Genomic DNA, 13,911 nt, shown 5'->3' on the forward strand with positions numbered 1-13,911 from the left:
AGAGGCTGTAAGAGTTTCTACAAAATCAAACTGAGAGCCTTCAAGCATAGAAAGTGAGGTTTCATCAATCGCAATTTTCACATTTTCTGTGCCGAAAATTTTATCGTCAGGGTTGAGATTCCTATCAAAATCAAATTTATACTGAAAGCCATTGCAACCACCACCATCAACTTGAATCCTTAAAAAAGAATTTTCTGGCTCATCTTGCAAAAGATAAGCAATTCTTTTTATTGCATTTTCTGTAACGGAGAAAGTCATTATAAAAGTTATAAATTGATAGTAACGAATAAAGTAGTATTTATTTTTTATAATTCAATATTAGAATTAAAACAATGTTCTTTGATAAAACTTACATAAACAATCTAAAAAGCAGGGTTAGTGTTGTTGATGTTGTATCAAAATATGTCCCTCTAAAAACTAAGGGAAAGGAAGAATTTAAGGGGCTTTGCCCATTTCATAATGAAAAAACACCCTCTTTTTCAGTAAGTGATAGCAGGGGTTTTTATCATTGTTTTGGCTGCGGCGCGCACGGCGACGCAATAAAATTCCTGATGGATCATAAGGGTTATTCTTATCCTGAGGCAATCAAAGAGCTTGCTTTAGATGCTGGAATGGAGCTACCAAAATATTCTGAACAAGATAAAATCAAGCATAAAAAAATTGAAGATTCTTATGAAATTTTGGAATTAGCAACAAAGTGGTTTCAAGAAAATTTGCAAAACTCAAACGCCATACAAGCTAGGAAATACCTTAAAGAAAGAGGGTTAAGCGATGAAACCATTAAAAAATTTCGCTTAGGCTTCGCACCTGACAATAAAGATGGCTTAAAGAAATATTTGAATAATTTTGGCGTTGAAAACGCAATCTTAATAGAAAACGGATTAATTGGTGAAAGTGAGGATAAAAGCCAAACTTACGATAGGTTTAGGGGCAGAATTATTTTCCCAATTTTTGATTCCCAAAATAAAGTTATCGCATTTGGTGGCAGAATAATTGATAAAAATGATAATGTTGCTAAATATCTAAACTCCCCAGAAACTGAGCTTTTCAAGAAATCTTATGTGCTTTATGGCTATAATTTCGCTCGTGATAAAGCCTATAAAAAAGAGCAAATAATTATAGTTGAAGGCTATATGGATGTTATAGCTATGCATCAAGCTGGCTTTGAAAACGCTGTTGCACCGCTAGGAACTGCCGTTACAGAGTTTCATTTAGAACATATGTGGAAAATCTGTAAAGAACCGATTTTCTGCCTTGATGGCGATAGTGCAGGCTTGCGTGCTAGCAAAAAAACCGCCGAGAATTTCATTACCAAGTTAGAGCCGGGTTACTCAATGAAGTTTGCCTTTATGCAAGATGGTAAAGACCCTGATGAGATTATCAAAAATTTTGGCGTTCAGAAAATGCAGAATATAATTGATAATGCTACTAATTTAAGTGATTTCTTATGGAATTTGAACTTAAAAGAAGCGAACCCTACAACCCCAGAGAAAAAAGCAGAATTTGCCGATAAAATATATAAAATTGCAAAATCTATTGAAAACCCAATAGTTAAGGAGTTTTATCTTAATGATTTCAAAAATAGAGTTAAAAATTTAATCTATGGCACTAAAGCGAAAAATGTTGTTGCCCTGCAACCAATAACAAAAAGCGAAGAAAATAATAACCTTGCAAATCAAGTGGTTAATGGATTTGCTGAGAAAATTCTTTTTCTTACCTCGCAAAACCCTGAGTTGCTTTATCACAGCTCAAACGAAGAATTTTTAACAAATCTTAAATTTAACAATAATTTACTTGAAAATTTGCTAGATGAGCTTATAGATTTTCGCTTAAATTTCCCATTAGAAGTGGCAACCAATATAGCTTTTTTGAAGCATCTTGCTGAAAAAAATTCTTTCAGCACCATAGATTATTTGGAAAAATGCCCGCTAAAAAGAGATTTTAAGCATATTGATAACCCTGATAAATCAAATTCATGCTGGGAATATTTGATTGCAGAATATTATATAAGCCTTGAAAAAATAGAATTAGAAAACCATATTAATTCTAATTTAAAAGGGGAAGATTTTGATAATAAATTTACTAAACTTCAACAAAGCATTAGTAAATTAGAACAAGAAAAAAATATGAAACTTTCCATTTATTTGGAAAAATGTAACCTTGAATAAATTAAAAAATATCTATGGCAAAAAATAAAACTAAACCTGCTAAAAATAATAAAAATACTAAATCGGCAGTTCAAAAAAATAAATCCAAGCCAAAACCCAACTTAAAAATTGTTTCTAAAACCGCAAAAAAAACAGAGGCAAAAAAGCTAATCAAACCAGTAAAATCTGCAAAGCCTATAAAGCAATCAAAAACTGCTGAAAAACCTAAAAAGGAAGCACCAAAAAAAGTAGAAACTTCTAAAAAAATTAATCTAGAAACAAAAATTTCAGATAAAAAATCTAGTGTAAATAAATTTGATAATATGGATACAACCCCACTCAAAGGGGATTCTCAGGCGGAAAAGAAAAGAAAAGCTGATCTCAAAAAAGTAGTTGATGAAACAATTAAAAAATTAACCACAATTTCAAAAGGTAGAAAAGCTATCACTATTGATGAGGTTAATAAGCATATTCCAAAAGATTTTATTGATCCTAACTTCATTGAAAAAATCATTGAGGAAATGGCTAAGAAAAGCGTTAAAATCGTTGAAAAGCCTGCCTTAGAAGATGATATTGAAGTTGCTCTTGAAACTGATGAAGTTGAAGAGGAAATTATCTACACTGATGATGCCTCACCTGAAGCCACCGAAACTCAAGCCACTGAAACACAGAAGTCAACAGGCTCTCGCACTGATGACCCAGTAAGAATGTATTTGCGTGAAATGGGTAGTGTTGATTTGCTTTCTCGTGAAGATGAAGTTGAAATCGCCAAAAGAATTGAGGAAGGCAAACATAGCCTAATCAGCGTTCTATGTGAAAGCCCGCTTGCAATGCGTGCAGTAATTTCTTGGTATAATGATTTAACTAGCGGAAAAATTTTACTAAGAGATATTATTGATGTTGAAACAGCTTATGCTCGTGAAATGGGTATCGTGCTTGGTGAAGATGATAGCGAAGGCTTTAACATTTCCAATGAAGAACCAGAAGAAGTTTACACAGAAAACACTGAAGGTGAGGATACACAAAACCCTCAAGCAGCCCAAGCTGGTGATGATTTTGACGATTTAGGCTCAAGTGTTTCCCTGCTTGCGATGGAAGACACATTAAAGCCAAAAATCATTGAAATGCTTGAAAATGCTATTGAAATTTGTAGCAAAGGCTTAAAATTTCATGAAAATTTACTAAGAAATGCCCTTGATGGCAAAAAACCAAACCCTAAGGATAAAGCCAATTACAAGAAACAAATTTCAGAACTTGCTGAAATTATTAAAAAACTTTTCCTAAGTGAATCCAGCCAGGTAAAAATCATTCAAGAATTATACAAAGAAAACCAAAATTTACTTCGTTTAGAAGGCTCAATTAAAGAAGTTTCTGATAAATGTAAAATTCCATTCGCAGATTTCTTAAATAAATATCAAGGCAATGAAACTAACCCTGAATGGCTTGATGATATTAGAGAAATCAAAGATAAAAAATGGCAAGATTTTGCAAATATTTATGCTGATAAAATAATCAGAGTTAGAAAAGAAATTATAACCATCGCTGAAAGAATGGGAACTGAAATTTCTGAATTCAAAACTATCGTTCAGCAAGTTCAAAAAAGCGAAACTGATACCAAAAAAGCTAAAAAAGAGATGATTGAAGCGAATCTACGCTTAGTTATTTCTATTGCGAAAAAATATACAAATCGTGGTTTGCAATTTTTAGATTTAATTCAAGAAGGCAATATCGGCTTAATGAAAGCGGTTGATAAATTTGAATATCGCAGAGGTTACAAATTTTCAACCTATGCAACTTGGTGGATAAGGCAGGCGATAACTCGTTCAATCGCTGATCAAGCAAGAACAATTCGTATTCCAGTGCATATGATTGAAACGATTAATAAAATCGTTCGCACATCGCGTCAAATGCTTGCTGATATTGGCAGAGAGCCAACACCAGAAGAAATTGCGAAAAAACTTTCAATGCCGATTGATAAAATCAAAAAAGTAATGCGTATTGCGAAAGAGCCAGTTAGTATGGAAACCCCAGTTGGTGATGATGATGGCAGCTTCCTTGGTGACTTCATTGAAGATGCAAATGCAGTTCTACCAATTGATGCTGCAACTCAAGAAAATTTAAGGGAAGCAACCACTGAAATTCTAGCCTCACTAACCCCTAGGGAAGAAAGAGTTTTAAGAATGAGATTCGGCATTGGTATGAATACCGATCACACTTTGGAAGAAGTTGGGCAGCAATTCTCAGTAACTCGTGAGCGTATTAGGCAAATTGAAGCTAAAGCCCTAAGAAAACTTAAACACCCTTCTCGTGCTAAAAAATTAAAAGGCTTTTCTACTGAGTAAAATTTTTATAATATTTTTCCAATTCTAATTTTTATTTCAATATCTTAATCGCTAATGTTACCCCGCATTTATTGCGGGGTTAATGGTTGAAAGCGTTTTTAAGTCTAATTTTTGAGTGTGTTTTGCAATTAACCCCGCAACAAGTGCGGGGTGACAATTTACTTTTAATTGAATAAAATATACAGCTATTGAACATTATATATTTTTCTCAATTTATTGTTGGTAAATTATTTAGTTTAACTATAAATATAAACATCTTGTGGTTTATAATTTTTATAGAAATTATCTTTGATAAAATTTACTAAAAAAATAATTACTCTATTGTGCTTTATTGGCGTTTTTACTTACGCTTCAATAGCTAGTTCCCTGCCTACCCCTGCAAAATATAGCATAAAATTAAGATCAGAAATTTATCGCGGTGCAGTTAATGGAAAGCCAAGTTCTATAAAGAAAATTGCTCTTGGGAAATATGCACAAATTAATCATAAAGATATTAATTTCTCTAATCCATTTAGACAAAAAATTGCAAAACAAGACCCTAGCAAAATTGATGAAGAAATTTCCATCAAACCTAAAGATGTAAGTGAAAATTTAGAAGATTTAGACAAAAAAGAAGTAACGAAAGCAAAGCACGAAGCCGAACAACTTATAAAAGAATCTGATGGCCAAATAGAAAAAGAGAATAAAGAAAAATTATTAATTCTTCTGAAAAACTCAGTTAAGGAAAAGGAAGAAAATATTTCTGAATCTCACCCTCAGCCTAGAAATCAAGATAATTTAATAAACCTTAATAAAGAAGAATTAGTTCTTGCAACAAGCAGTGAGGCTGGCGATAAACTAAGTTTCAGCCATGATTCCAACCCAATTGCAAAATTATTTTTGGCTTCAATCCAAATTAAAACCCAAGAGGAAATTTCAAAAGATGATAAAGAAAATTTGATTTTTCCAAAGAAAATATCTTCTGTAAAACTTACCAAAAAGCCTCAAGCACCTAAATTAATTACCGCAACTGAAGGCATTATTAATAGGGAATATATTGTTAAAAGGGGCGATAGTTTTAGCTCAATTTTTACAAAAATGGGCTATGATGCCGCATTTATATTAAATTTATCCAAGATATTAATTGTTGATGCAAATTTTAACCCATCTAAAATTCAGTTTGGTCAAAAATTTATTTTTACAGAAAAACTAACAAAAACCTCAAGAACCCTTATCTCTCTTCAAATTCCAAGTGGCTTGACAATTATTAAAGTGCAGAGAGATAAACTTGGCAAAATACAAGTAATTCAAGGCAAAAGAGAAGTTACTTCTAAGTATGAATATAAAAAATTCACAATTCGTGGAAGCCTTATTGCATCGGCTTCAAATAATGGCGTTCAGAGTAAAGTTATTGCTCAAATCACTAGGGCATTATCTCAAAAATATGATCTTTCAAGCCAACTAAGTGCAAATGATATTGTTGAAATTATTTCAGAAAAAATCTTAGATAAATCTGGAAAGGTTATAGATTCAGGAAGATTAATTTATATTAAAGTTAGTGGCAGAATTATTAAAACTGAAGCCTTTTCATTTGATGTTTTAGGAAATGCAAAATTATTTGAATTCTACGATATTAACGCAACCGCACTTAAAAAATCTATTACAAATAACCCACTCAATGGCAGATATCGCCTAACTTCTGGCTTTGGCTATAGAAGGCACCCAGTGCTTGGTGGCAGAAGATTCCACGCTGGCGTTGATTATGGCGCACCAACTGGAACGCCAATTCCGGCAGCAGGTGATGGAATTATCGTTAAAATCGGCCGATATGGTGGCTATGGAAATTATATCAGAATTAAACATGACGGCGTTTGGCAAACAGCTTACGGCCATATGAGCAGATTTGCTAGCGGAATGAGAGTCTGGCGGAAAGTTAGCAAAGGTGAAATTATTGGCTATGTTGGTAGCACCGGCAGATCTACCGGCCCACACTTACATTTGGAAACACTAAAATATGGCAAAGCGATTGACCCTATAAGAGCTGATTTACCTTCTGGCAAAAGGCTATACGGCAGAGATTTAACAAGGTTTAGAATGGAAGTTAATCGCATTAAACAAATTTTATCGGCTAGAAAAAATGGTTAGTTTAGATAATATTATCTCAGAAAATTTGAATAAAAATGCTAATTTTGCGATAATTCATACTGGTAAAAAAGTTCCTTATAGCGAAGAAAATTCTTTTATTTTATCAAATGAAATATCCCAAATCTCAGATAATGATTTTCGTAAAATAGAAAGTTTTTTATCGCAAAAAAATCAGGTGAAAAATCTATTCGGTTGGTTTGGATATGAGCTTAAAAATCGCCTTGAAACCTTAATTGAAGAAGAAAAATCTTTTTTAGAAACTGATGAATTATTTTTCTCAAATTTTCAGCAGAAAAATATTTTTTCCAAAGAAGAATTTGATGAATATTTTAGAAGTATATCAGCAGAATTTTTAACGCCGAAAATAAAGAATTTTCAATCAAATATGAGTAAAAATTCTTACCTTGATAAAATTAAAGAAATAAAAAAATTGATTGAAGAAGGTGTTATTTATCAGGCAAATTTAACAAGAAAATTTTTTGGTGAATTTGCTGAAAAAATTAACCCACTATCAATATTCGCTAGATTAATTTCAAACTCCCCTGCCCCATTTAGTGCTTTTTATAAAGCTGGTGAAACTTATGTTCTTTCTGCTAGTCCAGAATTATTTTTGAGTTTTAATTCTAAAAATAATAAAATCATTACCTGCCCCATAAAAGGCTCTGCAAGTGCATCTCAAGGCAGAGAATTATCTGAAAGTAAAAAAGATATTTCAGAAAATTTAATGATTACTGACTTAATGAGAAATGATTTATCGCGAGTTTGTAAGTTTGGTAGCGTTAAAGTTGAGGATTTATTTGCAATTTCGGAATTTTCAACAATCTCGCATATGTATTCAACAATTTCTGGAATTTTGGAAGATAATAAAAACGCTATAGATGTAATAAAAGCAACCTTTCCACCGGGTTCTATGACTGGTGCGCCAAAAATTTCTGCGATGGAAGTTTGCTCAAAATTAGAAAATATAAAACGCGGAATTTATAGCGGAATCCTTGGCTATTTTAACCAAAATGACGAAACTAAAAATATAGATTGCCAATTTTCTGTGGTGATAAGAACAATAATAATTCAAGGAAATAAGTTTGAATTTCAAGTTGGTGGCGGAATTGTATATGATTCAGACCCTGAATCAGAATGGCAAGAAACCATAACAAAAGCCTCAGCAATCACGAAAACCCTTGGTTTAACGGAAGATATTTTGAGGATTTAACTATTTCGGAACGCCTTTAGAAGTAGAATATTCAAAGTGAAGTGGTTTACCAAAAACCCTTTCATAGGCAGAATGGCAAGCCATTGCAACTTCTGCAAACCCGCAGGAAATCAACTTTAATTTGCCTTTATAATTACAAATATCGCCAACCGCATAAATGCCTTCAATATTGGTTTGCATATTATGAGGTTCAACAATTATATGGCTATGATGCAAATTCAAACCCCAATTTGCGATAGGCCCAAGCTCCATTGCAAGCCCAAAAAAACATAGTAAATTATCAGCAGAAATAGCCTTTTTATTTTTGTCTAAATCTTCAACTATAACATTTTTAAGGCTACCATTTTCACCTTCCAAACCAGCTAATTGATAAGGAATTACAAATTCTAGCTTACCCTTTTTCTCCCAATCTTTCATTTGCGAAACTGATTCAGGAATGGCTCTAAACTTATCTCTGCGGTGAATTACATAAACTTTTTTAGCAACTGATGAAAGGATATTTGCCCAGTCAACGGCGGAATCTCCACCACCTGCGATTACTACATTTTTATCAATAAAATCATTTTTACTACGCACCATATAAGCAACTTTGCCAGTTTTCTCAAACTCCTCAAGCCCAGAAATTGGCGGTTTATTAGGGCCAAAAGCCCCACACCCTGCCGCGATTATTATAACTTTTGCTTCAATAATTGTGTTATTGGAGGTAGTTATCTTAAAGGTTGATGGTTGATTGTTTATGGTTGATGGATTTTCATTATTACCATCAACTATCAACCAACTACTATCAACCCCAACTACCTGTTGCCCCAAATGATAGGTTGGCGAGAAAGGGCTTGCTTGCTTTTCAAGGTTTTTGATTAAATCCTCAGCAGAAATTTCTGGATAAGCCGGAATATCATAAATAGGTTTTTCTGGATAAAGTGCGTTGCACTGCCCACCAATAAAATCAAGGGCATCAACAATGTGAGATTTCATTCCAAGCATTCCCGCTTGAAACGCTGCAAATAAGCCAACTGGCCCCGCACCTATAATGCATATATCAGTTTTATGAGTCATAATTTTATGTTTTTTAAGTAGCGATAAATAAATCTCCCTCTCCCTGTGATTGCAGGGAGAGGATAAAATAGGAGGAAAATCCCTAACCCCTGATAACTAGGGGGTATTGTTGGGTAAGTATAGATTCTATTAAATTACCTGCTGTTTTCCTCAATAATGTCACCCCGCATTTATTGCGGGGTTAATTGCAAAACACGCTCAAAGATTAGACTTAAAAACACTTTTAACCATTAACCCCGCAATAAATGCGGGGTGACAATTGGAGAATATGGAGCTTAAATCTATACTTAGCTAATAATAGCAAACCTAACACCTATCTCACCTCTTCCGTTTTTTATAAAATCTTATGGTATAAATTGTGCCAAGAATTGTTACAAAACTTAGTAATCCAATTTTTACCCAGAAAATATATTGTTGGATAAGCTCCCTATGTTCGCCAACTAAATAGCCAACCCCAAGAAGAAGCCCCATCCATAATGCACCACTTAAAATGCAATAAAAAAGATAAGTTTTTAAGTCCATTCTTGCTAACCCTGCTGGAAAGCCAATATAATGCTTAACTGCTGGAAGTAACCTGCCAGTAAAAACTGAAATTGCACCGTGATCTCTGAAATATTCCTCAACTTTATCAAATTTATCTGGCGACATCATAAAAATTTTTGGATATTTCAAAAATAAATTTCTACCATAATGATAGGCTATCCAATAATTTACATATCCCCCAGCAACTGAGCCTGCCACGGAAGAAAAATAAACAAGCATAAAATTCATCTTACCTTGATGAACTAAATATCCAGCTGGAATCATCGTAACTTCGGCTGGAATTGGCACGAAAGAACTTTCTACAAGCGTCATAAAGAAAATCCCCACATAGCCAAGATGCTCAACAAGGTTCAATAAAAAATCTGTTATATTAGATAAATCCATTATATTTCAACTGGTTATAGAGATATTTATTTAGAGATAATTTTTTCAAATGTATCTTTGTAATATATTTTTTCAAAAATAAAACTTATAAATTTGTAAAATTTCAATTTTCGCAAAATAGCCTTTGACAGCAAGTAAATTAATGTTAAAATGAGTCAAATATCGCAAAATCTTGTGAATATCTTCTAAATTTATCTTTTAGAATTCCCTGTAAGCAATTTTAGCAAATTTATACCTCTCTTTTGTATTTAAGTTTCTTTAACGGCTTGCAACCAAAATAAATCAATCAAAATTAAAATGACCGAAGAAAAATTGACAATCAAACCTCGTGTTTCATCTGAAAACGCTGATAACGGAGAATTATTCTCACCTACAAATAATTCTGATACTAGCACATTTTCTAACAACTCGGAAGCCCCTTCAAGGCAAGAAAATAATGAGGAAGTTAGCATCTATGAAAAGCGTGGCGGTGGCTCAAACTATGAACCTAGAAGAGGTTACAGCCCGAGAAGAAGAAACGACAGAAACGATAGATACGAACAAAGAACAGACAGAGCTGATAGAGCAGAAAGAGGCGATAGAAATGATAGAGGTGGCTATAGGCAAGAGAGATCTGATAGATATGAAAGAAGCGATAGAACTGATAGAGCCGATAGAGGTGATAGATACGAAAGAAATGATAGAAATGAGAGAAGATACCAAAGAGATGATTATTCTGAAAATCAAAACCCTGAAAGAAATTCTTACAGGGGTGAATCTGAGGCTCAAGAAAACCCCGAGAGGCAAACGCCACAAAATACTTCATCACCAGCTGGTGAATATGATTATATAACAAAAGCTATACCGACTGATGAGTTAAACGCCTATGACTATGTAGCTGGCGCAAGCGCTTCAACGCTTGTAAAAGCTGATTATCTGCCGAGTGATGATGAAGATTATGATGCAATTAAAAGAGTTGAAAATGAAAATAAGCCAACGCTCTATGTAAAAGATCTCAAAAGAAAATCCCCTGAAGAGCTTATAGAGCTTGCCAAAGAGGCTGGCATTGAAGGTGCAAATTTTATGCTCAAGCAGGAAATTATTTTCCATTTGCTTCGCGTGATGATGGATCAACAAGATGGAATTGTTGTGTTTGAAGGTGTGCTTGAAGTTATGCCAGATGGCTTTGGCTTCTTGCGTTCTAGGGAATATAATTATCGTGCGGGCCCTGACGATGTTTATGTTTCACCAAATCAAATCAAAAGATTTTCTCTTAGAACCGGTGATTTTGTTGAAGGTGAAGTGCGTCCTCCGAAAATGCGTGAGAGATATTTTGCACTAACAAAGATAATAAAAGTTAATAATATTGATCTAAATGGCAGGCTTGGCAGAAAAACAAATTTTGACAATTTAACGCCTCTTTATCCTGATAAAAAACTCAAAATGGAGCTTCCAAAATCAGATAAAAATACTAGCTCCGCAAGGGTGATAGACTTAATCTGCCCACTTGGAAAAGGTCAGCGTGCCTTGATTGTAGCCCCTCCGCGTTCTGGTAAAACAGTGCTACTTCAAACTATCGCAAAATCTATTGAAACTAATCACCCAGAGGTTGAATTAATCGTTCTTCTAATTGATGAACGCCCTGAGGAAGTTACTGATATGAGCCGCACCGTTAAAGGTGAAGTTGTTAGCTCAACCTTTGATGAGCCGGCAACTCGCCACGTGCAACTTGCGGAAATTATTATTGAGAAAGCTCGCAGAATGGTTGAACACGGCAAAGATGTTGTTATCTTACTTGATTCCATCACAAGGCTTGCAAGAGCTTATAACACAGTTGTGCCTTCATCTGGCAAGGTGCTTACTGGTGGTGTTGATGCAAACGCTTTACAACGCCCAAAAAGATTCTTCGGTGCGGCTAGAAATACTGAAAACGGCGGAAGTTTAACCATTATCGCAACTGCACTTATTGATACTGGCTCAAGAATGGATGAAGTTATCTTTGAAGAATTCAAAGGAACTGGTAACTCTGAAATTGTGCTTGATAGAAAACTTGCAGATAAAAGAATCTTCCCAGCAATTGATATTCTCAAATCTGGCACTCGCCACGAGGAACTTTTATATGAAGATGGTGAAATGCAGAAAATCTGGATATTACGCAAGATTATCTCCCCAATGGGGGCGATTGATGCGATGGAATTTTTGATGGATAAAATCAAAGGCTCAAAATCAAATGATGATTTCTTCTCTACAATGAACTCCGGCCCTGTTGTTGAAAGGGTTGGCGGCGGTGCTAATTCTTCTACAAGTGGTAGAAAATCAAGCATTTCATCTAAAAAAGATAATGATGATTAGTTGTTGGTAAAACTTTGCAATTTTAGCTTCTTACATATCATATTATTGTTAGGTAAGTGTAGATTTAAGTTCTTTATCTCAAATTGTAATGGGGTTAATGGTTAAAAGTTTTTCTAAGCTAGGTTTTAAGAGTGTTTTATGGTTAACCCCGCAATAAATGAGGGGTGACAATATAAAGTAAAAACAAGGCGTTTTCCAATTATTGTTATTGAATTTTAATGCAAAAAAGCTCAAAAAAAAGCCCTCAAAAGAGGGCTTTTTAATTCTAAAGAATAAGGTCTCAGAATACTAAGCGTTAGCGGCTTTTTTACCTTGATTTTCAAGTTTTTTACGAGTTTCTTTAGTCGCATTAACCATTTCTTCAAGTGCTGCTTTTGTTTCAGGCCAGCCACGAGTTTTCAAACCGCAATCAGGATTCACCCAGATTTGCTCTGGCGTTAAAACTTTAAGAGCTTTATCAAGCAAATATTCCATCTCACGAGATTTCGGAACACGAGGTGAGTGAATATCATATACACCAGGCCCAATTTGGTTTGGATACTTGAACTCAACGAAAGCATCAAGCAACTCCATCTGAGAACGAGAAGTTTCAATTGAAATAACATCAGCGTCCATATCCGCAATGTGATCAATAATGTCATTAAACTCAGAATAGCACATATGAGTGTGGATTTGCGTTGTATCATCAATGCCGCTTGAGGAAATACGGAAGGACTCAACAGCCCATCTTAAATATTGGTTTTTATCAGCATCTCTTAAAGGTAAGCCTTCACGAATAGCTGGCTCATCAATTTGAATGATTTTGATATTTGCTTTTTCTAAATCTTTCACTTCATCACGAATTGCAAGGGCAATTTGCTTACAAGTAAGCTCACGAGCCTGATCATCACGAACGAAAGACCATTGCAGGATTGTAACTGGTCCTGTCAACATTCCTTTCATTGGGTTTTTAGTTTGCTCTTGTGCAAATTTACTCCAACGAACAGTCATTGGTGCAGGGCGAGAAACATCACCGAATATAACTGGCGGTTTAACGCAACGAGAACCATAAGATTGCACCCAACCATTTTCCGTAAAAGTAAATCCATTAAGCTGTTCACCGAAATATTCCACCATATCATTTCTTTCAAACTCGCCGTGAACTGGAACATCAATGCCAATTTCATCTTGATATTTAACGCAAGCGATGGTTTTTTCTTCCAAGAATTTTTCATATTGAGCTTCTGTCAACTCACCTTTTTTGAACTTGGCACGAGCCTGACGAACATCTTCTGTTTGAGGGAAAGAGCCAATAGTAGTTGTAGGAAGTAATGGAAAGCCAAATTGTTTTTGCTGTTTTGCAATTCTTGCATCAAACGGAGAATTTCTGCGAGTGTCAGCATCTTTAATAGATTCAACCCTTTTCTTAACTTCTTGATTGTGAATTTTTGTTGAAGTTTCACGAGATTGATTTGCTTTTTTATTTTCCTCAAATTCTTTTGCTACAGCATTTGTGCCTTCATTTGCATATTTAGTGAGGATAACAATTTCAGAAAGTTTTTGCGTTGCAAATGCGAGCCAATTTTTAATTTCTGTATCAAGCTTTTTCTCATTCGCTAAATCAACTGGCGTGTGCAGTAATGAGCAAGATGGCGCTATTACAACCCTATCTTTACCAAGTGTTGCGATAGCTTTGTCAATTAAAATTGTAGATTTAGAAAAATTGTTTTTCCAGATATTTCTACCATCAACCACACCGATTGAAAGAGTTTTATCCGCAGGTAGTTTCGCAAGA

The 13,911-nt window shown here is 34.4% G+C and carries 8 protein-coding genes and 1 pseudogene; 5 read left to right on the forward strand and 4 right to left on the reverse strand.

Annotated elements, in window-relative coordinates; all coding sequences use genetic code 11:
* Window positions 1-258, reverse strand: a 258-nt coding sequence (locus SFT90_06375; GenBank protein ID MDX1950106.1) for an iron-sulfur cluster assembly accessory protein, incomplete at its 3' end; no start/stop codon positions are given.
* Between the two features lie 74 nt (window positions 259-332).
* On the opposite strand from SFT90_06375, the gene dnaG reads away from it, so the two are divergent.
* The 4 genes from dnaG (at window position 333) to SFT90_06395 (ending at window position 7,823) form a co-directional block, all read left to right on the forward strand.
* A complete protein-coding gene (gene dnaG, locus SFT90_06380; GenBank protein ID MDX1950107.1) occupies window positions 333-2,168 on the forward strand; it encodes a DNA primase in 1,836 nt (611 codons plus the stop codon).
* 14 nt (window positions 2,169-2,182) lie between these two features.
* Window positions 2,183-4,489: an RNA polymerase sigma factor RpoD gene (gene rpoD / locus SFT90_06385; protein MDX1950108.1), complete on the forward strand. Its 2,307-nt coding sequence runs from the start codon at window positions 2,183-2,185 to the stop codon at window positions 4,487-4,489.
* Window positions 4,490-4,777: 288 nt separating this feature from the next.
* A complete protein-coding gene (locus SFT90_06390) occupies window positions 4,778-6,613 on the forward strand; it encodes a peptidoglycan DD-metalloendopeptidase family protein (protein MDX1950109.1) in 1,836 nt (611 codons plus the stop codon).
* Entirely contained in the window at window positions 6,606-7,823 is a 1,218-nt protein-coding gene (locus SFT90_06395; GenBank protein ID MDX1950110.1) for an anthranilate synthase component I family protein, read from the forward strand. Before SFT90_06390 ends, SFT90_06395 begins: the two co-directional genes overlap by 8 nt.
* On the opposite strand, the gene SFT90_06400 is transcribed toward SFT90_06395, so the two are convergent.
* The gene (locus tag SFT90_06400) at window positions 7,824-8,879 is read right to left on the reverse strand and encodes an NAD(P)/FAD-dependent oxidoreductase (protein MDX1950111.1); all 1,056 of its coding nucleotides are present in this window, start codon (window positions 8,877-8,879) and stop codon (window positions 7,824-7,826) included.
* A gap of 318 nt (window positions 8,880-9,197) precedes the next feature.
* On the reverse strand, window positions 9,198-9,806 hold the full coding sequence (locus SFT90_06405; protein MDX1950112.1) for a DedA family protein: 609 nt from the start codon (window positions 9,804-9,806) through the stop codon (window positions 9,198-9,200).
* Window positions 9,807-10,751: 945 nt separating this feature from the next.
* Here SFT90_06405 and rho point away from each other — a divergent pair.
* A pseudogene (gene rho, locus SFT90_06410) lies at window positions 10,752-12,029 on the forward strand (transcription termination factor Rho).
* A gap of 396 nt (window positions 12,030-12,425) precedes the next feature.
* Here rho and metE read toward each other — a convergent pair.
* The coding region (gene metE, locus SFT90_06415) for a 5-methyltetrahydropteroyltriglutamate--homocysteine S-methyltransferase (protein MDX1950113.1) at window positions 12,426-13,911 on the reverse strand (1,486 nt) is incomplete at its 5' end.

This window comes from Rickettsiales bacterium (assembly GCA_033762595.1).
Lineage (GTDB): Bacteria > Pseudomonadota > Alphaproteobacteria > Rickettsiales > UBA8987 > JANPLD01.

Coding starts and splice junctions, on each gene's coding strand:
- dnaG (MDX1950107.1), top strand. CDS start 333: ATGTTCTTTGATAAAACTTACATAAACAATCTAAAAAGCAGGGTTAGT.
- SFT90_06400 (MDX1950111.1), bottom strand. CDS start 8,879: ATGACTCATAAAACTGATATATGCATTATAGGTGCGGGGCCAGTTGGC.
- SFT90_06405 (MDX1950112.1), bottom strand. CDS start 9,806: ATGGATTTATCTAATATAACAGATTTTTTATTGAACCTTGTTGAGCAT.
- rpoD (MDX1950108.1), top strand. CDS start 2,183: ATGGCAAAAAATAAAACTAAACCTGCTAAAAATAATAAAAATACTAAA.
- SFT90_06395 (MDX1950110.1), top strand. CDS start 6,606: ATGGTTAGTTTAGATAATATTATCTCAGAAAATTTGAATAAAAATGCT.